The 25,728-nt window shown below is 64.9% G+C and carries 22 protein-coding genes and 1 pseudogene; 15 read left to right on the top strand and 8 right to left on the bottom strand.

The genetic code is table 11. The features are described 5' to 3' along the window. Positions 1 to 761 precede the first annotated feature (761 nt). Genes bioA through bioB form a run of 4 tightly spaced genes read left to right on the top strand, consistent with a single transcriptional unit; the run spans position 762 to position 5,151 of the window. Positions 762 to 2,123 carry an adenosylmethionine--8-amino-7-oxononanoate transaminase gene (gene bioA / locus PQR02_RS19825; RefSeq protein WP_408234524.1) on the top strand — a complete coding sequence of 454 codons (1,362 nt, stop codon included), beginning with the start codon at positions 762 to 764 and terminating at the stop codon, positions 2,121 to 2,123. Then, a complete protein-coding gene (gene bioF / locus PQR02_RS19820) occupies positions 2,123 to 3,307 on the top strand; it encodes an 8-amino-7-oxononanoate synthase (protein WP_408234521.1) in 1,185 nt (394 codons plus the stop codon). The genes bioA and bioF overlap by 1 nt, the downstream gene beginning before the upstream one ends. Continuing rightward, positions 3,304 to 4,035, top strand: a complete 732-nt coding sequence (bioD, locus tag PQR02_RS19815; protein ID WP_408234518.1) for a dethiobiotin synthase — start codon at positions 3,304 to 3,306, stop codon at positions 4,033 to 4,035. Before bioF ends, bioD begins: the two co-directional genes overlap by 4 nt. A gap of 36 nt (positions 4,036 to 4,071) precedes the next feature. Then, the gene (gene bioB / locus PQR02_RS19810) at positions 4,072 to 5,151 is read left to right on the top strand and encodes a biotin synthase BioB (protein WP_408234515.1); all 1,080 of its coding nucleotides are present in this window, start codon (positions 4,072 to 4,074) and stop codon (positions 5,149 to 5,151) included. 108 nt (positions 5,152 to 5,259) lie between these two features. Here the strand turns inward: bioB and PQR02_RS19805 are convergent, their stop codons facing one another. Together PQR02_RS19805 and PQR02_RS19800 are read right to left on the bottom strand one after the other, a co-directional pair. After that, entirely contained in the window at positions 5,260 to 6,285 is a 1,026-nt protein-coding gene (locus PQR02_RS19805; protein WP_408234512.1) for a sulfate ABC transporter substrate-binding protein, read from the bottom strand. A 167-nt stretch (positions 6,286 to 6,452) separates the two neighbouring features. Beyond that, the gene (locus PQR02_RS19800) at positions 6,453 to 7,055 is read right to left on the bottom strand and encodes an RBBP9/YdeN family alpha/beta hydrolase (protein WP_408234509.1); all 603 of its coding nucleotides are present in this window, start codon (positions 7,053 to 7,055) and stop codon (positions 6,453 to 6,455) included. A 314-nt stretch (positions 7,056 to 7,369) separates the two neighbouring features. Between PQR02_RS19800 and PQR02_RS19795 the strand changes: the two genes are divergently transcribed. The 6 genes from PQR02_RS19795 to PQR02_RS19770 all read left to right on the top strand — a co-directional run bounded on the left by PQR02_RS19795 (position 7,370) and on the right by PQR02_RS19770 (position 11,542). After that, entirely contained in the window at positions 7,370 to 8,311 is a 942-nt protein-coding gene (locus tag PQR02_RS19795; RefSeq protein ID WP_408234506.1) for a 2-hydroxyacid dehydrogenase, read from the top strand. Positions 8,312 to 8,389: 78 nt separating this feature from the next. Beyond that, positions 8,390 to 9,316: a hydroxymethylglutaryl-CoA lyase gene (locus tag PQR02_RS19790; RefSeq protein ID WP_408234503.1), complete on the top strand. Its 927-nt coding sequence runs from the start codon at positions 8,390 to 8,392 to the stop codon at positions 9,314 to 9,316. An 85-nt stretch (positions 9,317 to 9,401) separates the two neighbouring features. Further along, entirely contained in the window at positions 9,402 to 9,923 is a 522-nt protein-coding gene (locus PQR02_RS19785; RefSeq protein ID WP_408234500.1) for a YbaK/EbsC family protein, read from the top strand. Between the two features lie 4 nt (positions 9,924 to 9,927). Continuing rightward, complete coding sequence (locus tag PQR02_RS19780; protein ID WP_408234497.1) at positions 9,928 to 10,155, top strand: DUF1289 domain-containing protein; 228 nt, start codon at positions 9,928 to 9,930, stop codon at positions 10,153 to 10,155. Further along, positions 10,152 to 10,625, top strand: a complete 474-nt coding sequence (locus PQR02_RS19775; RefSeq protein WP_408234494.1) for a MaoC family dehydratase — start codon at positions 10,152 to 10,154, stop codon at positions 10,623 to 10,625. Before PQR02_RS19780 ends, PQR02_RS19775 begins: the two co-directional genes overlap by 4 nt. After that, positions 10,622 to 11,542: an MBL fold metallo-hydrolase gene (locus PQR02_RS19770; protein ID WP_408234491.1), complete on the top strand. Its 921-nt coding sequence runs from the start codon at positions 10,622 to 10,624 to the stop codon at positions 11,540 to 11,542. Before PQR02_RS19775 ends, PQR02_RS19770 begins: the two co-directional genes overlap by 4 nt. Positions 11,543 to 11,866: 324 nt before the next feature. On the opposite strand, the gene PQR02_RS19765 is transcribed toward PQR02_RS19770, so the two are convergent. Beyond that, a complete protein-coding gene (locus PQR02_RS19765) occupies positions 11,867 to 12,769 on the bottom strand; it encodes a DMT family transporter (protein WP_408234488.1) in 903 nt (300 codons plus the stop codon). Between the two features lie 114 nt (positions 12,770 to 12,883). On the opposite strand from PQR02_RS19765, the gene PQR02_RS19760 reads away from it, so the two are divergent. After that, positions 12,884 to 13,354: an Lrp/AsnC family transcriptional regulator gene (locus PQR02_RS19760; RefSeq protein ID WP_408234485.1), complete on the top strand. Its 471-nt coding sequence runs from the start codon at positions 12,884 to 12,886 to the stop codon at positions 13,352 to 13,354. Positions 13,355 to 13,408: 54 nt separating this feature from the next. Here PQR02_RS19760 and PQR02_RS19755 read toward each other — a convergent pair whose 3' ends face one another. Beyond that, positions 13,409 to 14,296, bottom strand: coding sequence for an alpha/beta fold hydrolase (locus PQR02_RS19755; protein ID WP_408234482.1), 888 nt, complete (start codon positions 14,294 to 14,296; stop codon positions 13,409 to 13,411). A 322-nt stretch (positions 14,297 to 14,618) separates the two neighbouring features. Between PQR02_RS19755 and PQR02_RS19750 the strand changes: the two genes are divergently transcribed. Then, on the top strand, positions 14,619 to 15,590 hold the full coding sequence (locus PQR02_RS19750; RefSeq protein WP_408234479.1) for an NAD(P)H-dependent flavin oxidoreductase: 972 nt from the start codon (positions 14,619 to 14,621) through the stop codon (positions 15,588 to 15,590). Between the two features lie 101 nt (positions 15,591 to 15,691). Here PQR02_RS19750 and icmF read toward each other — a convergent pair whose 3' ends face one another. The 3 genes from icmF to PQR02_RS19735 form a co-directional block, all read right to left on the bottom strand. Further along, the gene (gene icmF / locus PQR02_RS19745; RefSeq protein WP_408234476.1) at positions 15,692 to 19,171 is read right to left on the bottom strand and encodes a fused isobutyryl-CoA mutase/GTPase IcmF; all 3,480 of its coding nucleotides are present in this window, start codon (positions 19,169 to 19,171) and stop codon (positions 15,692 to 15,694) included. Between the two features lie 198 nt (positions 19,172 to 19,369). Beyond that, entirely contained in the window at positions 19,370 to 20,302 is a 933-nt protein-coding gene (locus PQR02_RS19740) for a LysR family transcriptional regulator (RefSeq protein ID WP_408234473.1), read from the bottom strand. Positions 20,303 to 20,535: 233 nt separating this feature from the next. Further along, entirely contained in the window at positions 20,536 to 21,621 is a 1,086-nt protein-coding gene (locus PQR02_RS19735; protein ID WP_408234470.1) for a porin, read from the bottom strand. Between the two features lie 123 nt (positions 21,622 to 21,744). Between PQR02_RS19735 and PQR02_RS19730 the strand changes: the two genes are divergently transcribed. Then, on the top strand, positions 21,745 to 21,924 hold the full coding sequence (locus tag PQR02_RS19730) for a hypothetical protein (RefSeq protein ID WP_408234467.1): 180 nt from the start codon (positions 21,745 to 21,747) through the stop codon (positions 21,922 to 21,924). Positions 21,925 to 22,257: 333 nt separating this feature from the next. On the opposite strand, the gene PQR02_RS19725 is transcribed toward PQR02_RS19730, so the two are convergent. Continuing rightward, a complete protein-coding gene (locus PQR02_RS19725; RefSeq protein ID WP_408234706.1) occupies positions 22,258 to 22,839 on the bottom strand; it encodes a hypothetical protein in 582 nt (193 codons plus the stop codon). A 515-nt stretch (positions 22,840 to 23,354) separates the two neighbouring features. Between PQR02_RS19725 and PQR02_RS19720 the strand changes: the two genes are divergently transcribed. Both PQR02_RS19720 and PQR02_RS19715 read left to right on the top strand, forming a co-directional pair. Continuing rightward, a complete protein-coding gene (locus PQR02_RS19720; protein ID WP_408234464.1) occupies positions 23,355 to 24,383 on the top strand; it encodes a bile acid:sodium symporter family protein in 1,029 nt (342 codons plus the stop codon). Positions 24,384 to 24,624: 241 nt separating this feature from the next. Beyond that, positions 24,625 to 25,610 (top strand): annotated as a pseudogene (locus PQR02_RS19715) (EAL domain-containing protein). The last annotated feature ends 118 nt before the right edge of the window (positions 25,611 to 25,728 follow it).

Here is a 25,728-nt window from a genome sequence, read left to right as displayed (position 1 = left end):
CGATATTCTTTGAGGGAGCCACAGCCGGTTTGGTCGCACTCCGTCTACCGGGCACTCCGTCGATAAACTCAATAGCCTTGATGAGTGTTAGCGCGTCAGGCTACAAGTCAATTTTCCTATAGTCTGGTCTCGCAATGTGTGGACTGCTACCGCACAGCACCGCTGGTGAATGGATCAGGCAGAAGGCGCAATCGCGCGTGCCTCGCGCACTCCTGCGCACGAGTCGCCTGCCGGCACGACGGTATTGCCGGGCGCGGCCTCAGCCCTATTTCCTACGGCCCGCGACTCGGCCGGTGACGGAAACGAAGGGCTGATTATCTCGATGCCATCGCTAAGCCTCCATAGGATCAATGCGAAGAAGCGCCCCCATGGCGAAGCCGCGAAGGCGTAGCCCGTCGCCTTAGCACCATCCAAGAAGACGCACCTTGCCGCCGAAAGAGCGAACGCTCGCCAAGCCTCGCAACCCGTCGGCCCAGCCAAATTCCCGCCCGGCGGCCCACTTCCCGTCCACACCCCACAACTACTTTGTCGTCGTCAACTCCGCCGATCCGCTACCTTCGCGCGCAAACACAAACCACCTGCACCGAACAGCGCCAAACCCCGACTCCGCAAGCAAATCCGCCGCCCCAACCCCTAGTGCACTGCGCCAAATAAACCGCTAATCTCGACCCCGCACGCCCGCCAAGGCACCGCGCAGCGCGCCCGAAAGGGCCCTAAAAAGCCACTCGCGCAGCGGCAAGAAAAGCACCCTGGAGTACCCTTTGGAAAAGTCAGCAGCATCCTCAGTCGCCCCTGAAGACTGGGTCGCCCGCAGCCTGCGTGCCGTGTGGCACCCCTGCACCCAGATGAAGCACCACGAGCGTTTGCCGCTCGTCCCCGTCGCGCGCGGTCAAGGCGCGTGGCTCTACGATCGCGCCGGCCATCGCTATCTCGACGCCATCAGCTCGTGGTGGGTCAACCTGTTCGGTCACGCGAACCCGCGCATCAACGCGGCGCTGAAAGACCAGCTCGACACGCTCGAACACGCGATGCTCGCCGGTTGCACGCACGAGCCGGCGATCGAACTCGCGGAGCGTCTCGGCGCGCTCACCGGTAACACGCTCGGCCACGCGTTCTTCGCCTCGGACGGCGCATCCGCGGTCGAAATCGCGTTGAAGATGAGCTTCCACTCCTGGCGCAACCGGGGTTTCTCGGACAAGCAGGAATTCGTCTGCATTGCCAACAGCTACCACGGCGAGACCATCGGCGCGCTCGGCGTCACCGATGTCGCGCTCTTCAAGGACGCCTACGACCCGTTGATCCGCCAGGCGCATGTCGTGGCGTCGCCGGACGCGCGTCTCGCGCAACCCGGCGAAACCGCTGCGGATGTCGCACGCCGCGCGCTCGATCGCGTTCGCTCACTGTTCGAAGCACGCGCCGCGCGAATCGCCGCGCTGATCGTCGAGCCGCTCGTGCAATGCGCGGCCGGCATGGCCATGCACGACGCGTCGTATCTCGCGGGTCTGCGCGCACTGTGCGATCAATACGGCGTGCATCTGATCGCCGATGAAATCGCCGTCGGCTGCGGCCGCACCGGCACTTTCTTCGCGTGTGAACAAGCCGGCATCTGGCCGGACTTCCTGTGTCTGTCGAAAGGCATTAGCGGCGGCTATCTGCCGCTTTCCATCGTGCTGTCACGCAATGAAATCTTCGCCGCCTTCTATCACGACGACACCGCGCGCGGCTTCCTGCATTCGCATTCGTACACCGGCAATCCGCTCGCGTGCCGCGCGGCGCTCGCCACGCTCGATCTGTTCGCCAGCGACAACGTGCTTGCTGCGAACGCGGAGAAGTCGGCAAAACTGAAGGCCGCACTCGCGCCGCTGGCCGCACACCAACAGGTCCGCAACCTGCGTCAGTGCGGCACGATCTTCGCATTCGACGCCGTGATCGACGACGCCCCGCATGCCAGGACTTTCTCGCGCCGCTTCTTCGAAAACGCGTTGCAACGCGAACTGCTGCTGCGCCCGATTGCGACCACCGTCTATCTGATGCCCCCTTACATCCTCGACGACGAAGAACTCGCGCTGCTTGCATCGCGCACGCGCGAGACTTTCGAAGCCACGCTCGCGGAGACCCGCTAATGCATTTGCTCGACACACTCAACGAAGGGCTGAAGGAAATCGACGAGCGCGGCCTGCGCCGCCGCCGCCGCACCGCCGACACGCCATGCGCCGCGCACATGACCGTGGACGGCCGCTCGATCATCGGCTTCGCCAGCAACGACTATCTCGGCCTCGCCGCGCATCCGCAGCTGATTGAAGCGATCGCCGAAGGCGCGCGGCGCTACGGCGCGGGCAGCGGCGGTTCGCATCTGCTCGGCGGCCACTCGCGCGCGCATGCGCAACTCGAAGACGATCTCGCGGAATTCGCCGGCGGCTTCCTGGATGCGCCGCGCGCGCTCTACTTCAGCACCGGCTACATGGCGAATCTCGCCACGCTCACCGCGCTCGCGGGACGCGGCACGACGCTCTTCTCCGACGCGCTGAATCACGCGTCGCTGATCGACGGCGCGCGCCTGTCCCGCGCCGACGTGCAGATCTATCCGCACTGCGATCTGGACGCGTTGAGCGCGATGCTCGACGCGTCGGATGCCAACGTGAAGATGATCGTCTCCGACACCGTGTTCAGCATGGACGGCGACATCGCCCCGCTGCCGCGCCTGCTCGAACTCGCGGAGCGGCACGGCGCGTGGCTGATCGTCGACGACGCGCACGGCTTCGGCGTGCTCGGCCCACAAGGCCGCGGCGCAATCGCGCAAGCTGCGCTGCGTTCGCCGAACCTGATTTCGATTGGCACGCTCGGCAAGGCGGCGGGCGTCTCGGGTGCGTTCGTCGCGGCGCATGCGACCGTGATCGAATGGCTCGTGCAGCGCGCGCGTCCGTACATCTTCACGACGGCGTCCGTGCCTGCCGCCGCGCACGCGGTGTCGGCGAGCCTGCGCATCATCGGCAGCGACGAAGGCGATCAGCGCCGCGCGCATCTTCAGCAGTTGATCGAACGCACGCGCGCCATGCTGAAAGCGACGCCATGGATTCCGGTCGATTCGCACACCGCCGTGCAGCCGCTCATCATCGGCGCGAACGAGGCGACGCTCGAGATCGCGGCCACGCTCGATCGCGCGGGGCTGTGGGTGCCCGCGATCCGTCCGCCGACCGTGCCCGCCGGCACCTCGCGCTTGCGCATTTCGCTGTCCGCCGCGCACTCGCACGCGGACCTCGACCGGCTCGAAGCCGGCCTGCAACAACTCGGAGCGAACGCGGCATGAGCAGCGCGAATCAACCCGCCCTGTCCCTGTTCGTCACCGGCACCGATACGGAAATCGGCAAGACCCTCGTATCCGCGGCACTGTTGCGCGGCTTCGTTCGCGCAGGCCTGCAAGCCGCCGCGATGAAGCCGATCGCCGCCGGTGCATTCGAACTGAACGGCGTGCTGCATAACGAGGACGCCGATCAACTCGACGCCGCGTCCAACGTGCTGCTGCCGCCGGCCATGCGCACGCCGTATCTGCTGAAGGAACCGGCCGCGCCGCACATCGCGGCCGCGCTGGAAAACGTCACGCTCGACCTCGATCACATCGTCGCGTGTCATGCACAGGCTGTAGAGCGCGCGGAGATCGTCGTCGTGGAGGGCGTCGGCGGTTTTCGCGTGCCGCTGACCGCGACGCAGGACACCGCCGACCTCGCCGTCGCGCTGAGGCTGCCGGTCGTGCTGGTGGTCGGCATGCGCCTCGGCTGCATCAGCCATGCGTTGCTGAGCGCCGAAGCAATCGCCGCGCGCGGGCTCACGCTCGCCGGCTGGGTCGCGAACCGCGTCGATCCGGACATGACGTTTCCCGACGAAAACATCGCGTCGATCCGCGAGCATCTCGCTCGCGCATATGACGCGCCGCTGCTCGGCATCGTGCCGCATCTGAGCCCGGCTTCGCCCGAACTCGCCGCCGATCAGCTCGACATCAACCGGCTTTTGCAGACGCTGCGTCAAACGCAACGCTGAGCCACACCATCATATCCATCCATGAGGATCGACCCCATGACGCAACTGAACATCGCTCCAGCGTCCGCCGACGCCAGCCACCATGCCAACTCCGCAGCAAGCAGCGCAAAGCCGCTCGCGCGCTGGCGTGTCGCCGACATCGTCGCGTTGTACGAACTGCCGTTCAACGACCTGATGTTTCGCGCGCAGCAAACGCACCGCGAGCACTTCGACGCGAACACCGTGCAACTGTCGACGCTGCTGTCGATCAAGACCGGCGGCTGCGAGGAAGATTGCGCGTACTGTCCGCAGTCGGTGCATCACGACACGGGCCTGCAAGCCGACAAGCTGATGCCGGTCGACGAAGTGCTCGCCGCCGCGAAGGTCGCGAAAGAAAACGGCGCGACGCGCTTCTGCATGGGCGCCGCGTGGCGCAATCCGAAAGATCGTCACCTCGAACCGATCAAGGACATGATTCGCGGGGTGAAGGCGATGGGCCTCGAAACCTGCGTGACGCTCGGCATGCTCGAAGCACATCAGGCGCAAGGTCTGCGCGAAGCGGGACTCGATTACTACAACCATAACCTCGACACGTCGCCGGAGTTCTATGGCCAGATCATCTCGACGCGCACTTACCAGGACCGTCTCGACACGCTCGAACGCGTGCGCGACGCGGGCATCAACGTGTGCTGCGGCGGGATCGTCGGGCTGGGTGAATCGCGCCGCGAACGCGCGGGACTGATCGCGCAACTGGCGAACATGGAGCCGTATCCGGAATCGGTTCCCATCAACAATCTGGTGCAGGTGGAAGGCACACCGTTGACCGGCACGGAAGCGATCGATCCGTTCGAATTCGTGCGCACGATCGCGATCGCGCGCATCACGATGCCGAAGGCGATGGTGCGTCTGTCGGCGGGCCGCGAGCAGATGAACGAAGCGTTGCAGGCGATGTGCTTCCTCGCCGGCGCGAATTCGATTTTCTACGGCGACCAGTTGCTGACCACGAGCAATCCGCAAGCGGAAGCCGACCGCAAACTGCTGGAGCGCCTCGGCATTCGCGCCGAAGCCGCGCAGCAGATGCCGCTGGATCAGAGCGGCTGCGAGCACGGCTGCGACAAGCACGTTGCGCCGAACTGAGCGCGGGCCTCATCGCATGCGATGAAGCAATGCGCTCGATGAAGCGCGTGCAATTGCAAAGGCCGCCTGTTTCACAACGGGCGGCCTTTTTAACATCGAGCTAGAAACTCATTTCTTGTCGACGATGATCTGATCGAACGTCCCGCCATCGGAGAAATGCGTCTGTTGCGCTTTCTGCCAGCTGCCGAACATCTCTTCGACGGTGAACGTCCTGATCGGCTTGAACTCCGCCGCATGCCTGGCCAGCACGTTCTTGTCGCGCGGACGCAGATGATGCTGCGCGATGATTTCCTGCGCGGCCGGCGACCACAGATAGTCGAGATACGCCTGCGCCTCTTTGCGCGTGCCGCGCTTGTCGACCACCTTGTCGACGATCGACACCGGCGGCGCCGCCAGCAGGCTCACCGACGGATACACCGCTTCGAAGCTGCCCGCGCCCACGCCCGAGGCGATCAACGACACTTCGTTTTCGAACGTCACCAGCACGTCGCCGATGCCGCGTTGCGTGAACGTGGTCGTCGCTCCCCGGCCGCCCGTGTCGAGCACCGGCACGTTTCTGAAGATCGCCTTTTCGAAGTCGAGCGCCTGCGCGTCGGTGCCGCCGTGCTGCTTGCGATAACCCCACGCGGCCAGATACGCATAGCGTCCGTTACCCGAGGTCTTCGGATTGGCGATCACCACCTGCATGCCGGGCTTCGCGAGATCGTCCCAATCCTTGATGTGCTTCGGGTTGCCCTTGCGCACGAGGAACACCATCGTGGTGGTGTACGGCGCGCTGTCGTCCGGCAAACGCGCCCGCCAGTTGGCCGGCACGAGTTGGCCCTTTTCGGCGAGCAGATCGATGTCGTTGGGCTGATTCATCGTCACGACATCGGCCTGCAGACCTTGCAGCACCGACAACGCCTGCGCGCTCGACGCGCCATGCGACTGGCGGATCGCCACGCTCTCGCCGCTCTTCTGCTTGTACGCCGTGATGAAGCTCGCGTTGATGTCCTTGTACAGCTCGCGCGTCACGTCGTACGACACGTTGAGCAACGACGCGTCGGCATGCGCCGTCGATACGGTGCCCAGTGCGAGCGTGATTGCCGTCATGCCGGCTGCCAGCCAGCGCGATGTCCCCGTTTTGCCTGCCATCTTGTCCCGCCCGTTTTTAATGAATTCCGTGGCCACACCAGCGTGCGGCGTGAAGCGCGATTCTAACGGATCGCTTTGCGGGCCAAAGGCGCGCGTCGAGACCGCTCACGCTGCGCAGGCGTTGTGTGCGCGACTCGCATGGCAGGCCGCACGGCTCGCCACATCGCTCACACGAACGCGTGCTGCGGGGCCTCGAACGGCTCTTCGCGAAAGCGCAGCGGCGCCGCGCAATGCACGAGCGTATCGATGAAATATTTGGCGCGCGGCCACGGGCCGAAACCGGCCGCGGTGTTGATATGCCCCGCGTCGCCGAGATTGACGAACGCACTGCCGAACCGCTGCGCGAGCTCGCGCGCACCGGCGAGCGGCATCCACGGATCGGTTTCGCTGCCGATCAGGATCGACGGCACGCCGAGACGGCGCGCGTCGAACGGTCCCGCGCATGCGAATTTCCGCGGGCTGGCGGGGGCCACGAAGAGCACGCCGACCACATCGTTCGCATACGACGCCTCCTGCAACGCATGCGCGGTCGCGAGGCAGCCGAAGCTATGCGCGGCCAGCACGAACGGCCCGCGCTCGCGCGCGAGCAGATCGCGCAGCGACTGCGCCCAGCGCACGACATCCGGCGCATCCCAGTCGGCCTGTTCGACCCGCAGCGAGCGCGCGAACTGCCGCTCCAGCCATGATTGCCAATGCGCGCCCTCGCTGCCGTGCAAGCCGGGAACGGTGACGAGCCGTGGCGGCCATGTCGATCTGGTGCATGAAAGCATAGGTGCCTCATCGCGGGAATCCGGGCAGCCATTGTCGCGCCGCGAGCCTGACGGACGAACCAAGTTTTTGTGCTTTGGTTATGGCTCGGCGTATGGGCAAATCCGGCGGCCAACACGGCCAGACTCCGCGAGCGCGTGAACCCGAATCCCGCGCGCCCGTGCGCAAGCGCGCGCGATCCGTGTCGAAAAAGTAGAATGAAGCCTATCCATCAACGAGGAGGCCCCATGCAGCAAGCGTCGTCAGAAGCGCGGCAGCCGTCGCGACGTGGCTCTCTCGTCACCCGACCCGACAACCCACGCGCCTTTCGGACCGTATGAAAATCCTCTTCTACATGCCGCATGCCGACCCCGCCGCGTGGTTACACGACTTCGCCCGCGCGCTGCCCGAGGCCGATCTGCGTGAATGGCAACCGGGCGACACCGCACCCGCCGATTTCGCGGTCGTGTGGCGTCCGCCACATGAGATGCTGGCCGGCCGCGACGATCTGCGCGCCATTTTCAATCTCGGCGCGGGCGTCGACGCGATCCTCGCGCTCGAACACGAACAACCCGGCACGCTGCCGCGCAACGTCCCGTTGATCCGCCTCGAAGACACCGGCATGGGTCCGCAAATGGCCGAGTATGTGACGCACGCGGTGCTGCGTTACCTGCGCCGTTTCGACGAATACCAGACGCTGCAAAACGAACGCCGCTGGCACGTGCTCGATCCGCATCCGCGCGAAACCTTCACGGTCGGCGTGCTCGGTCTGGGCGTGCTCGGCGCTCAGGTGGCGCAAGCGGTCGCGGCGTTCGGCATGCCGGTGCGCGGCTACAGCCGAGGCGCGCGGCAAATCGATGGCATCACCACGTTCGCCGGCGCGGCGCAGTTCGACGCGTTTCTCGACGGCGCGAAGGTGCTGGTGAATCTGTTGCCGCATACGCCGGATACCCGCGACGTGCTGAACGCGCGGACCTTCTCGAAGCTCGCGCGCGGCGCGTATCTGATCAATGTCGCGCGCGGCGGCCATCTGGTCGAAGCGGATCTGCTCGACGCGCTCGCGAGCGGCCAGCTCGCCGCCGCCACGCTCGACGTGTTCCGCGAAGAGCCGCTGCCCGCCGATCATCCGTTCTGGCAGGCGCCGCGCATCACGATCACACCGCACACGTCCGCACTGACGCTGCGTGAAGAAAGCGTCGAACAGGTTGCGCGGAAAATCGCGGCGCTCATGCGGCGCGAGACCGTCAGCGGCGTGGTGAGCCTCGAACGCGGCTACTGATGGGATTGAACCGGATTGATCGAGCGAACTGAACAAGCGAATTGAAAAAGCGCCGCCTCGCGCGGCAGGAGACAGATCATGGCCTTACCGCAGCAAGTGAAAATCGTCGAAGTCGGTCCGCGCGACGGACTGCAGAACGAAAAGGAATTCGTGTCGACCGCGACCAAGATCGAGTTGATCAACCGTTTGTCCGCGGCGGGTTTCCGCAATGTCGAAGCGGCCTCGTTCGTATCGCCGAAATGGGTGCCGCAGATGGCCGACGGCGCCGACGTGATGGCCGGTATCGAACGCCGGCCGGGCACGATCTACTCGGTGCTGACGCCGAACCTGCGCGGCTTCGAAGGCGCGCTCGCCGCGCGGGCGGACGAGATCGTGATCTTCGGCGCCGCCAGTGAAGCGTTTTCGCAGAAGAACATCAATTGCAGCATCGCGGAAAGCATCGATCGATTCGCGCCGGTCGCAGCGGCCGCCAAACAACATGGCGTGCGGATTCGCGGCAGCGTGTCGTGCTCGCTCGGCTGTCCGTATCAGGGCGAAGTGCCGGTTGCGTCGGTGGTGGATGTGGTCGAACGCTTCGCGGCGCTCGGCTGCGATGAAATCGATATCGCCGATACGATCGGCGTGGGCACCGCGAAGCGCACCCGCGAAGTGTTCGAAGCGGTGACCCGCGTGTTTCCGCGCGAGCGTCTGTCGGGCCATTTCCACGACACCTACGGCCAGGCGCTCGCGAACATCTACGCGGCGTTGCAGGAAGGCATCGAGATTTATCATGCGTCGGTGGCGGGGCTGGGCGGCTGCCCGTATGCGAAGGGCGCGACCGGCAACGTCGCCACCGAAGACGTGCTGTATCTGATGAACGGCCTCGGCATCGAGACCGGCGTCGATCTTGCGCAGGTCGTGGCGATCGGCGATTTCATCTCGACGGAGATCGGCCGGCCCAACGTGTCGCGCGCCGGAAAAGCGCTGCTCGCCAAGGCGCGCAGTGACGCGGCGAACTGCGTTTGAGGGTATCCCGGCGAATCGAGGCGTCTCTGGATTTCACCCGGCTCGCCCATCGAACCCATTCAACTATCAATCAGGACCTGAAGCGATGACCGACCACGTGTCCCTCGAATCCGACGATCTCACCACGTTGCCCGACTCGGCACGCCGCGTCGCGCTGTTGTTGCGCGAACGTGGCCACGCCGGGCGAGTCGTGATGTTGCCGGAGACCGGCAAGACTTCCGCCGAGGCCGCCGCCGGACTCGGCTGCTCGGTCGCGCAGATCGCCAAATCGATCCTGTTTCGCCGCCGCGACGACGATGCGCCGGTGCTGGTGATCGCGAGCGGCGCGAATCGCGTCGATGAAAAAAAGGTGGCCGCGCAGGTCGGCGAGATCGGCCGGGCGGACGCGAAATTCGTCCGCGAAAAAACCGGCTATGCGATTGGCGGGGTCTGCCCGATCGGTCACGCCACTGAGCCGGTCACGCTGATCGACGCCGACCTGCTCGTGCTGGAGAGCCTGTGGGCCGCGGCAGGGCATCCGCATGCGGTGTTCAATCTGACGGCGCAGGAATTGATCGCCTTGACGGACGCACCGGTCGTGGATGTGGCGTTGCGCGAAACGGCGTGACGCGATGACCGCCCGCATGGATCACGCAGACGAACACGGCGCCGTGTTGTCGCCCTGCATCGGCGTGTGCGCGATGGATGCGTCGACCGGCTGGTGCGAAGGGTGCCTGCGCACCATCGACGAGATCGCCGGCTGGTCGCTGTTCGACGACGACGAGAAGCGCGCGGTATGGGACGCCATCGAGCTACGCCACGCGCAGTGCATGGCGAACCAGACCAACGTGAAGCGATGAACGCGCCGCCGCGCATCGTCACGATCGGCGAGACGTTCAGCTCGATGTTCGAGTTGTCGGCGGACTCGGTGAAATCGTTCGCCACGCTCGTCAACGATCTCAACCCGCTGCACCACGACGAGACCTATGCCGCGCAAAGCCGCTTCGGCGGTCTGATCGCGTCCGGCACGCAGCCAACCGCGCATTTCATGGCGCTGCTGGCGACGCATTTCTCGACCTACGCGCAACCGCTGGGCCTTGAGTTCGAAATCAAGCTGAAAAAGGCCGTCCATGCGCACGACTCGCTGACCATCCGCTGGCGCGTGCGTGACGCTTATTGGAAGCCGAGCCTGAACGGCGATCTGACGCATCTCGAAGGCACTGTCGTGAACCAGCGCGGCGAGACGGTGTTGATGGGCAGCTCGACCATTCTCGTGATGCCGAAGCCCGAAGCGTCCGCGCACGCGAACGCGCAGGTCCCTGCCCCATGATCACGCTGCCGGAATCGATCCGGGTCTTCGAACGCGGCTGGCTTTCGTCGAACAACGTGCTGCTGGTCGACGACGCCTGCGCCGCGCTCGTCGACACCGGCTATGCGACGCACGCGCCGCAAACGCTGGCGCTGCTGCGGCAAACGCTCGGCGCGCGGCCGCTCGATCTGATCGTCAACACGCATCTGCATTCGGACCATTGCGGCGGCAATGCGCTGTTGCAGGCGACGTGGCCGTGCCGCACCGTGATTCCCGCATCCGAAGCCGACGCCGTGCGCGACTGGGACGAAGCGCGCCTCACCTTTCGCGCGACCGGTCAAACGTGCGAGCGCTTCAGCTTCACCGGCACGATGGCGCCCGGAGCGCAATTGCGGCTCGGCGCGCTGGACTGGCAGATACTCGGCGCGCCCGGCCACGATCCGCATTCGCTGATGCTGTACTGCGCGCACGAGCGCATCCTGATCAGCGCGGACGCACTGTGGGAAAACGGCTTCGGTGTAATTTTTCCCGAGCTGGAAGGCGAAAGCGGGTTCGCCGAAGAACAGGCGGTGCTCGACGCGATTGCCGGGCTGGACGTGCGCCTCGTGATCCCAGGTCATGGTGCGCCGTTCACGAACGTCGAACAGGCCCTTGAACGGGCCTTTTCGCGCGTCGCGTGGCTGCGCGCCGACCCCGCGCGCAACGCGAGGAACGCGTTGAAGGTGCTGATCGTGTTCAAGCTGCTCGAAGTCCGCGCGATGAGTTTCGACACGCTGCGGCAAATGCTCGACGACGCCGCCGTGATGCGCGCCGCGGCGTCGATGCTCAAGCCGCGTGGCCAATGGCCTGCGCTGGTGAAGGATATCGTCGGTGAGTTGGCGGCGAAAAATGGACCGCTGGAGATGGATGGCACGCGGATCGTCGCGCGCCGGGCGTAGTGCGCTGCGCGCTAGCGCATGAGCTTGTGCGGGAAAGCGCCGTCGGACCCTCTGCGCGAAAAACAGTGCCACAAAAAGAAAGCCGCTCGACCTTCGAGGCGAGCGGCGGAAATTCTGTCGGACGTGATCAGCGTCGGTATGAATGATACGCGTGGCGGTTTTTTCACCGCATCGGTGATTTCCCTACAGATGTTTGACGCCGTCATTTAAAGCCGCATACACACGGTGTTATGGCACCCCCAATATCGTGCGCAATAGCCCTCATAGCACGCCCAAGTTATTCCGGAATCCGTAGCGTTGCCGCTAACCAGAAAAACATGGTGCTTACCACGTCGACGAAAAGCGCTTCTGCGGCACGATTCGCCAACCGAGATTGACGCCCGCGGCTGCCAGCAGAATCAGCACTGCACCGAGCACCTGAATCCAGGCTAGCGTCTGCCCGAATGCGATGCGATCGACGATGATCGCGACTACCGGATAGATGAACGACAGCGCGCCGGTCATCAAAGTCGGCAACTTCTGGATTGCGCCGTACAACAGCACATACATGAGGCCGGTATTGATGACACCGAGCACGACCAGCTCGAGCCACTGCGCGCCGCTCGCCGGCAGCGCGTCGAAGCGCACGAACGGCGCGAGCATCACTACGCCGAGCGAAACCTGGATCAACGCGATCAGATGCGGTGGCGTGCCCTTGAGCCGCTTCGTGATGATCGACGACACCGCGTACATCGCCGCCGCGCCCACGGCATAAGCGACCCCGACGAGATAGTGGCCCGGCACCGCGAGCACCGCTGGCTCGACCTTCACGACGAACACGAGCCCGATGAACGCGACCACCAGCCACACCACCGTCGACGCGCTGATGCGTTCGCGAAACACCAGCGCACCGAGCGCGACCAGCATGAAGGGCTGGGTGTTGTAGACGGCCGTCGCCATCGAGATCGACGCGCGCGAATATGCGGCGAACAGCAACACCCAGTTGATGACGATCGCCGCACCGCCGAGCAGCGCGAGGCCGACCATCTGCCAAGAGAACAGCTTGCGCCTGAAGAGGCCGAGCACCGCGCACACCAGGGCCAGCGTCGCGCCACCGAAAATGCAGCGGAAAAACACCACGTTGAACGGGCTTTGCTGCGAGGACACCAGCAGCCAGCCGATGGTGCCGGACATCAGCATCGCCATGCTCATCTCCGCGGCCCCGCGGCGAATTTCATCGGATGCCATGATTCGATCCTCGAATTGATTCCTGCATGACCAGCAGTGTAATTAATCCGATTGCGCGAATACATGGCTAAACTTAGGCCATCCGCTGATGCAACCTAATAATCGAAGGCCATCATGAGCAAACGCCTTGCCCCGTCCACGCCGGCGTCGCTCGACGACACGGACCGCGCGCTTCTCGCCGCGCTCGCTGACGACGCCCGCCAGGCGGTCAGCGAACTGGCTCGCGCGGTGGGACTCTCGGCGCCGAGCACCGCCGAACGCATCCGGCGGCTCGAAGCACAAGGGGTGATCGAGCGCTTCACGGTGCAGATCAATCCGCGCGCGCTCGGTTTCACGCTGCAGGCGATCGTGCGCGTGAAGCCCTTACCCGGTCAGCTGCATCTGGTGGAAGAGGTGATCCGGCGCATTCCGGAGTTCGTCGAATGCGACAAGGTGACCGGCGACGATTGCTTCATCTGCCGCCTGTATCTGCATTCGATCGAGCAACTCGACGAGATTCTGTCGAAAGTGAGCGAGCGCGCGGAGACCAGCACCGCGATCGTCAAATCGACGCCGGTCGCGCGCCGTCTGCCGCCGCTCGGTTGAGCGACGCGCGCCGCCGCGCTCGCGACGGCGCATGAAACAAGCCGCCGGCCGCTACTATTCGACCGCTTCGAAGAACGACAGCATTTCAGCAATCAGTTCGTCCGGCGCTTCTTCGGGAATGTAATGCCCGCACGACAGCGCACGCCCACTCACGTCGCGCGCCACGTGACGCCACTCGGCGAGCGCGTCGAAGCACTTCTCGATCACACCTTTATCGCCCCACAACACGCGCAGCGGACAGCCGATCTTGTTGCCCCGTTCGATGTCGGCACGATCGTGTTCGAGGTCGATGCTCGCCGACGCGCGGTAGTCCTCGCACATCGCATGCACGGCGCCCGGTTGCGCGAGCGCCGCGCGATAGGCTTCGAGTGCGGCGGGCTCGAACGGCGCGAGGCCCGCATGGCGACCGCCCATCACTGCATCGACATAAGCGGCCGGGTTCGCGCCGATCAGCGTTTCGGGCAACGGCTCCGGTTGGATCAGGAAGAACCAGTGGTAGTAGTGCGTCGCGAACGTGCGGTCGGTGGCTTCGTACATCGCGAGTGTGGGCGCGATGTCGAGCAGCATCAGACGCTCGACCGCGTCCGCGTGATCCAGCGCCATCCGGTGCGCGACGCGCGCGCCGCGATCGTGCGCGCACACGAGGAATTTCGCAAAGCCGAAATGGCGCATCACAGCCACCTGCTCGGCAGCCATCGCGCGTTTGGAATACGGCGCGTGCGTGGGGTCGCTCGGGGGTTTGCCCGACGCGCCATAACCACGCAGATCGGTTGCGATGACAGTGAAATGCGCAGCCAACTGCGCGGCGCAGCGCTGCCAGATCAGATGCGACTGCGGATGACCGTGCAACAACAACAGAGGCGGCCCTGCTCCGCCCTTCACTCCGAAAATATCGACATCGCCCACGGCGACGCGAAAGGACGTGAAATTCTCGAAGGCCATGGCGTCTCTCTCTTTTGTCATTTGTGAGTGACTGCATTGTAGAAGCCCCAAATGCCTGCACGGGGTGGGATATCCCACGCAAGCATAGAACCTGAACACTCCTTCCAATCGTACGAAACCAAGCCGCCGGCGCGAAATCCGCGCTTCACTTATAATCGAACGACCGTTCTTAAATAACCGAGCGGCCTTGGCCGATGCGTGCGGAATCGTCGGGGCAGCGTGAACCCGTTCGCTGCGACACGCCGCAACCCCTGTGCCGCTAAACTTCAAACACCGGGCGCTCAAGCTCGCACCAGTCCGCCCAAATCAGGAGACTCGCACCATGGCATTGCCCGCCGTCCTGCAAAATCTTGCGCTGCCCGTCGTCGCTTCGCCGATGTTCATCGTCAGCTATCCCGAACTCGTGCTGGCCCAATGCAAGGCCGGCATCGTCGGCTCGTTCCCCGCGCTGAATGCGCGCCCCGCCGAACTGCTCGACGAATGGCTCACACAGATCCAGACGCAGCTCGCCGCGCACACGGCGGCCAACCCCGATGCGATCGTCGGGCCGATCGCCGTCAACCAGATCGTCCATCAGTCGAACACACGGCTCGAACAGGATGTGCGTGTGTGCGTCGAACACAAGGTGCCGATTTTCATCACGAGCCTGCGCGCGCCCGCGCGCGAAATCGTCGATGCGGTGCATAGCTACGGCGGCATCCTGCTGCACGACGTGATCAATCTGCGTCACGCGCAGAAGGCGCTGGAAGCGGGCGTCGACGGCCTGATCCTGGTGGCGTCCGGCGCGGGCGGCCATGCGGGCACGACCTCGCCGTTCGCGCTGGTCGGCGAAGTACGGCGCATCTTCGACGGCCCGATCGTGCTGTCCGGCTCGATCGCCAACGGCGGCTCGATCCTCGCGGCCCAGGCAATGGGCGCGGATCTCGCCTACATGGGCACGCGCTTCATCGCGACGAAGGAAGCGCACGCGGTCGACAGCTACAAGCAGGCGATCGTCAACTCAACGGCGTCGGACATCATTTATACGAATCTGTTTACCGGCGTGCATGGCAACTACATCCGCGAAAGCATTCTGAACGCGGGGCTCGACCCCGACGCGCTGCCTGAGTCGGACAAGAGCAAGATGAACTTCGGCAGCGACAAGGCGAAGGCGTGGAAAGACATCTGGGGCGCAGGCCAGGGTGTCGGCCTGATGGACGATGTGCCGAGCGTCAGCGAACTGGTGCAGCGTTTGTCGAAGGAATATGAGGACGCGAAGGCGCGGCTGGGAATTGCGCGCCAGGCTGCGCGCTAACGCGCGGACTCAAGGGAGCGCTGGCGCTCCGTCGCTGCGGCTCGCCCCACGCCGGGCCGCAGCGCATGCCGTGCATCCGCTGCAAGCGTTGCAGTGCGCGCCTACATGTTGCGGCGGTACTGTCCGCCCACCTCGAACAACGCGTGGGTGATCTGCCCGAGCGAACACACGCGCACCACGTCCATCAACACCGCGAACACGTTGTCATCGTCGATCACCGCGCGCTTCAGACGTTCGAGCGCCGCCGGCGCCGCTTCGCGATGCCGGGCCTGGAAAGCGCGCAGACGTTGCAACTGGCTCTGCTTTTCAGCGTCGGTGGAGCGGGCCAGCACGATCGGCTGTGGTGCTTCATGCGGATGCGCGCTCAAGAACGTATTCACGCCGACGATCGGATACGAGCCGTCATGCTTGCGATGCTCGTACAGCATCGACTCGTCCTGGATGCGCCCGCGCTGGTAACCGGTCTCCATCGCGCCGAGCACGCCGCCGCGCTCGGTCAGCCGGTCGAATTCGGCGAGCACCGCCGCCTCCACCAGATCGGTCAATTCGTCGATCACGAAGCTGCCCTGGTTCGGATTCTGGTTCTTCGCGAGTCCCCATTCGCGGTTGATGATCAGCTGGATCGCCACCGCGCGGCGCACCGAATCCTCGGTCGGCGTGGTGATCGCTTCGTCGAAGGCATTGGTGTGCAGCGAATTGCAGTTGTCGTAGATCGCGATCAGCGCCTGCAGCGTGGTGCGGATGTCGTTGAAGTCGATCTCCTGCGCGTGCAGGCTGCGGCCCGAAGTCTGCACGTGATACTTGAGCTTCTGGCTGCGCTCGTTCGCGCCGTAGCGCTCGCGCATCGCGATCGCCCAGATGCGCCGCGCCACGCGGCCCAGCACCGTGTATTCGGGGTCCATGCCGTTCGAAAAGAAGAACGACAGATTCGGCGCGAAGTCGTCGATCGACATGCCGCGCGCCAGATAGGCCTCGACGTAGGTGAAGCCGTTCGCCAGCGTGTAGGCGAGTTGCGAAATCGGATTCGCGCCGGCCTCCGCGATGTGATAGCCGGAGATGGACACCGAATAGAAATTGCGCACGCCGTGCTCGACGAAGTACGCCTGAATATCGCCCATCACTTTCAGGCTGAACTCGGTAGAAAAAATGCAGGTGTTCTGGCCTTGGTCCTCCTTCAGGATGTCGGCCTGCACGGTGCCGCGCACGTTCTCCAATGCCGCGCGGCAGGTCGCCGCGAGCTCGTCGTCGGTGAGCTGGCGGCCTTGCTGCGCTTGCCTGCGCGCGATCTGCTGATCGATGGCGACGTTGAAGAACATCGCGAGGATGGTCGGCGCGGGGCCGTTGATCGTCATCGAGACCGAGGTTTGCGGCGAGCACAGGTCGAAGCCGTCGTACAGCGCTTTCATGTCGTCGAGCGTCGCGACCGAGACGCCCGAGTTGCCGACCTTGCCGTAGATGTCCGGTCGCTCGTGCGGTTCTTCGCCGTATAGCGTGACAGAGTCGAACGCGGTCGAAAGACGTTTGGCCGGCATGCCCTCGGAGAGCAGTTTGAAGCGGCGGTTGGTGCGTTGCGGATCGCCTTCGCCGGCGAACATGCGGGTGGGGTCTTCGTTCTCGCGGCGGAATGGGAACACGCCGGCGGTGAAAGGGAAGTAGCCCGGCAGATTGTCGAGCATCAGCCAGCGCAGGATTTCGCCGTGGTCGACGAATTTCGGCAACGCGACTTTGCGGACTTCAGAGCCGGAGAGCGTCGTCACGGTGAGCGCGGTGCGAAATTCGCGCTCGCGAATGCGGACGACGTGTTCGGCGCCGGAATAGGCGGCCACGGTCTGCGGCCAGGCGTCGAGGAGATTGCGCTCGCGCTCGCCTAGCGCGGCGGTGCGTTGGGCGATCAAGGTGTCGAGGGGGGAGTCTGCGGCAGTGACACTCGCCTCCTCAAGCATGCGTCGCGCCTCGATCAGTTGCCAACGCTCGCGCGCGATGCGCGCTTGCGCATCGGCTCGCTCGCGGTAACCGTGAACCGTCTGCGCGATGTCGGCCAGATAGCGCACGCGCGCCGGCGGCACGATCGCGTTGCGGCCGCTCGAAAAGCGCAGACCGTCAGGCGCCACCAGATGCCCGCCGCCGGCGCGCAGCCCGTGCGCCCGCAGCGCGTCGGCGATGTGCCGGTACAACGCGGTCACGCCGTCGTCGTTGAAGCGCGAAGCGATCGTGCCGAACACCGGCATCTCCTCGGGCGATTTCGCGAAGTCGGCGCGATTGCGCTGCACCTGCTTGGCGACGTCGCGCAATGCGTCCGGCGCGCCTTTGCGATCGAACTTGTTGATTGCGACGAAGCCGGCGAAGTCGAGCATGTCGATCTTCTCCAGCTGGCTCGCCGCGCCGAACTCGGGCGTCATCACGTACAGCGATGCGTCGACGAACGGCACGATCGCCGCATCGCCCTGCCCGATTCCGGATGTCTCGACGATGATCAGATCGAAGCCCGCCGCTTTGCACAGCATCAGCGCGTCGGGCAGCGCGTCGGAGAGTTCGCTCGACGCTTCGCGCGTCGCCATCGAACGCATGTAGACGCGCGCGCCGTTGCCCCAGTCTCCGATCGCGTTCATGCGGATGCGGTCGCCCAGAAGCGCGCCACCGGACTTGCGGCGCGACGGATCGATGGCCAGCACGGCAATGGTGAGCGCGTCGTCGTAGTCGAGCCGGAAACGGCGGATCAGCTCGTCGGTGAGCGACGATTTGCCCGCGCCGCCCGTGCCGGTGATGCCGAGGACGGGAATCGCGGCGGCTTTGGCGAGGGCTGACAGCGCTGCGCGGCTGGTGGGATCGACAGCGTTTGCTTCGAAGGCGCTGATTAGTTGCGCGAGACGGCGGAAAGTGGGGGATGCGAGGTCGGGAGAGTTGGCGGTGCTCGCGGTGCGATTAGCATCTGCGCTGCGGTTCGTCGCGTTGGCCGCATCGCCCACCTGGCTCGGTTCCCCAGCGGAACCACCGGTGCCGTCCACCTGATCGTCGCCACGCTTCGCACCGCGCGCTTCGAACCTCGGCAGCCGCCGCGCCGACAGATCCGCGACCCACTCGTCGAGCGCCGAGCGCCCCGCGTCCATCGCCGCACGCGCGCCTTGCGCGCAGCGCCCGATCATGTCGTCGATCATCCCTTGCAGGCCGAGCCGCTGGCCGTCGTGCGGCGAATAGATCTTTTCGACGCCATAGCGCTCGAGTTCGGCGATCTCTTCGGGGACGATCACTCCGCCGCCGCCGCCGAAAACCTTGATGCGCTCGCCGCCGCGCGCGCGCAGCAAGTCGACCAGATACCGGAAATATTCGTTGTGACCGCCCTGATAGCTGGACACGGCGACGCCGTCGGCGTCCTCGTGCAGCGCCGCGTTGGCGACTTCAGCGACGGAGCGGTTGTGGCCGAGGTGAATCACCTCGACGCCGCTCGACTGCAGGATGCGCCGCATGATGTTGATCGACGCATCGTGGCCGTCGAACAACGCGGCGGCGGTGACAAAGCGCAGGCGCCGGGCCGCGGGCAGCTTCTGGCCGCCCACGTGCTGCGGCGTGGACAGATCGGTCATGTCTCCCCCAGATCGTTACGCGTATGGGTGCTGGCAACCAGTATAGCGAAATGGGTTGCGGCGCCTGGGCCGGTCTTACGGCGCTTTGGGACGCGGTGGGCGTTGGCTAACGTGCGCCCGGCGCGAATCAACACCGCCCGCCCATCAAGCTTGACTTGATCGCGCGAGCAACCCGCCCGCGACCGTCGACGCCCCCAGCTAACGCCCCGCCAGCGCCCTGATCTGCTCCAGCGACGGCCACAGCGATTCATTCGAGAACCGCTCAGCCAGAAAGTCGACGAACGAGCGCACTTTGGCCGACAGATGCCGCCGGCTCGCGTACACCACATGGATCGGCAATTCACGCGGCGGCACTTCTTCGACGAGCAGCGGCACCAGACGCCCCGCGGCCAGGTCGTCGCCGATCACCTCGGTGCCGAGCATCGCGATCCCCGCGCCATGCAGCACGATCACGCGCTGCGCTTCCAGATGGTTGACGATGAGATTGCCCGACAGACGCACGCGCGGCGACGCGTCGCCGGTCGCGATTTCGAGCGCCGACACGCCCGCGTACTGCAAGTAGTTGTGGTTCGCGAGATCGGCGACGCTCTTCGGCGTGCCGTGCCGCCGCAGATAGGCGGGCGACGCGCACAGCACGAGGTGCGCGGTCGCGATCTGCCGCGCGATCAGCGACGACGACTTCAAACCGCCCGGTGACGCGCGGATCGCGACGTCGAAGCCTTCGTCGATCAGTTCGACGACGCGGTCGGACAAGGTCATGTCGACGGTGACTTGCGGATACTGCGCGGCATAGTCCGCCACCGCGGCCATCACGTGGCTCAGGCCGAACGCCGACAGCGACGACACCCGCAAGCGCCCTTGCGGCACGACACTGGCCGCGCCGACGGCCTGCTCGGCTTCCTCGAGTTCGGTCAGCACCTGGCTCAGCCGTTCGTAGTATTCGCGGCCCGCCTCGGTCGGCGCGACGCGCCGCGTGGTGCGGTTCAGCAAGCGCGCGCCGAGCTGCTGTTCGAGGTGCATCACATGCTTGCTCGCCATGGCCGCCGACATCTCCATCCGCTCGGCCGCGCCGACGAAGCTGCCGACTTCGACCACCTGGCGGAACACTTTCATGCTAACGAGGGTATCCATCTCAATCGCTCGCTCCAGGAATCAATCGCCGTCATTTTGCCGGGTTTATCAAAAGGCGGTCGGCAAACTCGAGCGATGTGAAGGCCAGAAGCGGCAAAGCCCGCCTTCGGCGGAAGGAGGGCTTTGCTGTTGATGCTGCTGTCCGTGGCGAATCGCCAGGGCCTGCGCTTGTCCGGGCTGACGGCGCCCATCATCGCCTAAGAGCAGGCCCCCCAGCAGCCTCCAGACGACGCCTAGAACTTCGCGCGCAAGCCAGCGCCGTACGTGTTACCGCTCGACTGACCGGTGATGTGGTCATACAGGTAAGCCGCATACACGTCCGTGCGCTTGGACAGCGGGTAGTCGTAGCCGACCGCGGCCGTCTGACGGGTCTGGTTGGAACCGCCGCCGTTACGTGAATACGCGTAGGACGCCATCACCGAGCCCGGGCCGAACGGCACAGTGACGCCACCCTGTCCCGTGTTCACATGCCAGCTCGTGACCTGCTGGTTGTTGTACGTGTACATGTACTGGCCGTAGAACTTCACGAACTTCAGGTCGTACGACACGCCGGCTTGCGCGACGCTCTGGCTGCGCAGCCCAGGAACACCCGACGTTTCGAAGCTGCCGAGGTCGCCGGGGACGTTGTTGAAGTTCACGTACTGATAGACCGCGGTCGCCGCGAACGGGCCGTGGAAGTACAGCACCTGGCCGCTCCACTTCTTCGCGCCATTCTGCGTCGTGTTGCCGAGCGCGTACATCGCGGTGGCCGACAGGCCGCTGAAGTTCGGCGACGCATACGACACCGCGTTGTTCCAGCCCGAGTCGCCGGTCACGCCCTGATCGGTCGTGTAGGTCGGGAACGTGCCGAGGCCGAGGTACGTGTGGTAGACCATCGGCGAGAACACATACGAGTCGACGAACGGGTTGAACAGGATCGTCGAAACGAACAGCGGCGTGGTCAGGCGGCCGGCCGTCACCGTACCGTACGGCGACTCGATCCCGACGTAGGCATTGCGTGAGAACGTGGTGTCGCCCGTGAAGCGGCCGTACTGGCCGTTCTGTGCGCGGAAGAAGCCTTCCAGCGTGAAGATCGCCTTGTAGCCGTTGCCCAGATCTTCAGCCCCCTTCATACCCCAGTACGATGTCGACATGCCCCCGCCGGACACCACCACAGCGGTCTTCCCCCCGGGGAATTTCTGCGACCCGACCCATTCGTCGACCTGGCCGTAAAGTTGCACGCTCGATTGCGCAAAAGCAGACGATGCACTGGCCAGCAAAGCGGCACACGCGGCTGCCTTGAGGGTGGTCTTCAGCGCACGGCTGATGCTTGTTTTCATGGGTTCTCCAGTCTTTGTCAAAAGGGGTGTGGCTGTGCGAAAGGGGGGCTCGCGCGAAGCAGTGTTGTCGTCCGCTCGATCATCGAGCCGATCAGGGCGGGACCATCTTTGCGGACCATTTTTATGGACAAAAATATTGCTGGTTATTGCGGGTATATCGGTTCGGTTAGTTTTGTCGCTTATCGGCCTGCTATTGCGCTGCTCATCGGCGTTGTTATCGGATTGACGCTGGCGTCGCGAGCGGACGAGCGGCGCGAACACCGCGCCAGCCGGCGATTACGCACTTCGATGACATGGAAATGACGCGCCGCCGCAGAAAAGCCCCGATTTGACGACGATGGGGTTTTGCCTGCGAGCGTTTTCAAAAAAAGTGTGGCGTCGAAACGTCACATTGGGCGGGTCAAGGGGGTGCACGCGTTAAAGCGGCGACCGAAGACAAGGCAGTTGGGAAACGCAGGCGAGGGTCCGGCAGGAATGCCGAACGAGATTTGGCAGGCGGTGAGCGGGCGGGGATCGCTTGGTGGCTGGGTTGCCCGCGAGACTGAACTGCCCGTATTGCGAACTGCTGGCGGCTACTTGCTCGCCGTTGGTCGCACGCCGGCGGCCTCGTCAGCCGCTAGTTGCGGCCAGCTAGCGCTAGTTGCGATATGGCGAGCCTTCTGGCGGACGCGGGTCGTCGGCCGGGCGCTGCGTGGCGCGCGCCGAGCCGCGTTCTTCGTTGTAGCGCGCGACGTCGGCGCGAATCGAACCGCTGCGCACGGGTCCGTTGGGTGGCGGCCGCGGCACCGAGCGCGATTCGGCGCTGACCGGCGTAATGGCGCCCGCGTACTGCATGCGGCCAACACCATCGCCGGCATAACCGGACGGTCCGGCCACACGCCGCATGCCGGGGCGATAGATATTGAAGCCGTCCGCATAAGTGAGGCCCGCAAATTCACGGCCGCGCTCTGACATCGGATTACGCGGGGGTCTTGCCGCAGACGTGCTGTAGTCGTGGCCGCCGTGACGCGCTTCCCCGCGCATCGCGCGGTCTGAAGCGACATGCGAGTGACCGGCTCCGCCACCGCCATGGGGCATTCCCGGCGCCTTTGCAAAGGCGAACGAACACAGCGCAGCGATGACCGCGCCCAACGCCCAGTGCCTAGTTCTCGACAACCCGTCCACCTGGTGACTCTCATGCCCGAAGACTTGCCTGAAGACCACCGTTCGAGCTGCGATGGACTTGTTCTGGGACTGGCAGAGACGCCGCGTTCATGTCGCGACGCGGGTGATCCCGACGGCCTTTGAACCGTAATTTATGGGCGGCGGCAGAGGGTGTCGAGCCAAAAAGTGTTAGGCCTCCGCCGTGGATGTAACACGTTGTTACTGCGACGTTTTTCTGCGACACAGCCCGTGCGCGCGAGCGTCGACACATCCTGCGCGGCGGGCGTTTGCGAGCTTCGCGAACCTCCTTGCCTATGACAAACCGGCGCGTGCCTGGTCGTCTGCATTGTTAACTCGCGATGGACCAATGAGGGGCCGTCACCGATACTGACATTCAGGCAACGGCGGCATTCAGCCACCGCCAGGACGCCTTTTGATGCACGCTAATCATTAATCAATTCGGCAAATGAATTTGCCTATTTAATCGAACTTCAGCAACAATAGTCGTTTCCGATAAACGGCGGCGCCTCCTTCACGCGTGTGTCATGCGTACGCGCCGCTATTGCGCATCACCGAATCGAGATTCCGACATGGCTCGCCCGAAACTGCTTCCCGACAACTTCACCCTGTGCCTCGTCGGCACTGTGGTCCTTGCCAGCCTCCTGCCAGTTCATGGCCAGGCCGCCGCCGGATTCAACTGGGTGACCAACGTGGCAGTCGGCCTGCTGTTCTTCCTGCATGGCGCCAAGCTCTCACGCGAAGCGATCATTGCGGGCGCGACGCATTGGCGCCTGCATCTGGTCGTACTTCTCAGCACGTTCGCGCTCTTCCCGCTGCTCGGCCTCGCGCTTAAGCCGCTCCTTTCGCCACTTGTCACGCCGGCGCTCTATGCGGGGGTCCTCTTCCTCTGCACATTGCCGTCGACGGTTCAGTCGTCGATTGCGTTCACGTCCATTGCCAAAGGCAACGTGCCGGCCGCCGTATGCAGCGCGTCCGCGTCGAGCCTGCTCGGCATCTTCATCACCCCCGCGCTCGTCAGTCTCGTCGTCACCAATCAGGCCGCCGCCGGCGGGGCCTCGCCGTGGCACACGGTGGGCAACATCGTGCTGCAACTGCTGGTGCCGTTCGTGGCCGGCCAGCTCCTGCGCCCGCTGATCGGCAAATGGATCGAGCGCCATCGCGGCGTGCTGAAGTTCGTCGACCAGGGCTCGATCCTGCTGGTGGTGTACGGCGCGTTCAGCGAGGCGGTCGCCGAAGGCCTGTGGCACCAGATTCCGCTGTCCGCGCTGGGCGGCTTGCTGCTCTTCTGCGTCGTGCTGCTCGCGCTCGCGCTGGCCGTGACGATCTTCGTCAGCAAGCGCCTGGGCTTTAACCGCGCGGACCAGATCACGATCATCTTCTGCGGTTCGAAGAAAAGCCTCGCCGCCGGCGTGCCGATGGCCAAGGTCATTTTCGCCTCGCATGCGGTCGGCGCCGTAGTCTTGCCGCTCATGCTGTTCCACCAGATCCAGCTGATGGTGTGCGCCGCGCTCGCGCAACGCTGGGGCGCGCGCGACACCAGCGGCGAGACCCAGCTCGCCTCGCGCGAGCGGGCCGCCACCGCCGTGGCACGCCGGTGAATACGCGCGCAATGCAAACAGGACATTCATAAGCGCCCTCCCTGAGCGTCGTTTGAAGAAAGCCGCCTTGTGCGGCTTTTTTGTTATTTCACGCGCAAACGCGGGCGCTGTCGCCTCAGCCGGACGGCATAGGACGATTCCTGGCCGCGCACCATCCCGGTGCCGAGCGTCGCCAGAAGTTCACTTAATTCGGGGCCGGTCCGGCCGATAGGCCGAAGGTCGATCGCTACGTCCTTCTGCCCTGCACCTTTGCTCGCCCTCGCGATCCGCCGGGCCGCGCATCGAGGAGCTGATCGCCCGGCGCGAGCTGTCCGCCGTCTTCCAGCCCATCGTCGACGTCGAAGGCGGGGCGATTCCCGGCTACGAGGGTCTGATCCGCGGTCCGGCCGGCACGCCGCTCAAAACGCCGTTCGCGCTGTTCTCGCAGGCGCCCGCCGAGGGCTGCGCGATCGAACTCGAACGCGCGGCCGCGCACACCTGCGTCGACGCGTTTGCGCGGCTTGCTGTGGACGGCAAGCTGTTCCTGAACTTCAGCGCGGGCGCGCTGCGCCGCCTCGCCGACGACCGCGACGACACGCTCGCGCTGCTGCGCCGTCGCGGCGTCGATCCGCGGCGGATCGTGGTCGAGTTGACCGAGCGGAGCACGCTGCTGGATGCCGCCGAATTCCTGCCGGTGATCGTGGCGCTGCGCGCGGCCGGCGCACAATTCGCGCTCGACGACTATGGCACCGCGAATGCCAGCATGAGACTGTGGGTCCGTCTGCGACCGGACGTGGTGAAGATCGAGCGCATCTTCATCCACGACATCGCCAGCGATCCGCTCAAATTCGAGGCCGTACGCGCGGTGCAGCACTTCGCGCAGGCGAGCGGCGCGCAACTGGTGGCCGAAGGTATCGAAAACGAAGCGGATCTGATCGTGGTGCGCGACATGGGGAGGGTGCGCAGCGCTTTTGCGCGCCGGCCGAGCGGCTTGCCGGCGGCATCCAAGGCGAGGACCGGCGCGGCAATCCGACCTTTTTCGGCTTTGTGACGATGGCGATCGGCTGCGTGCGCGTCGAGCCGGCCGGCGGCCCGTCGGAGTATGGCAGCGAGCAGATCGCGTCGGTCGCGGCGCTCGCCAAGCGCCGCGCGAAGCACGCGGCGAGCGGCTTCGTACTGATCGACGCCGACGAAAGCGCGGCGTTGATGCGAGGACAGGCCGAGGCGAGCCTACGGGCTTCCGACTGAGCGCCCGCCGGCCCACGCCGAAGTCTGGAAATCGGCACTTGTTTAGCGCGTTTTACTAAACAGTATATATTGGGCCAACCTCAGCCTCTACGGGTATTTCCGGGTATTTGTCCAAGTC

Origin of the sequence: Paraburkholderia sediminicola (assembly GCF_046026895.1) — a bacterium.
Lineage (GTDB): Bacteria > Pseudomonadota > Gammaproteobacteria > Burkholderiales > Burkholderiaceae > Paraburkholderia > Paraburkholderia sediminicola_C.
The sequence above is the reverse complement of the archived record's forward strand: the minus strand, read 5'-3'. Positions and strand labels throughout refer to the sequence as shown.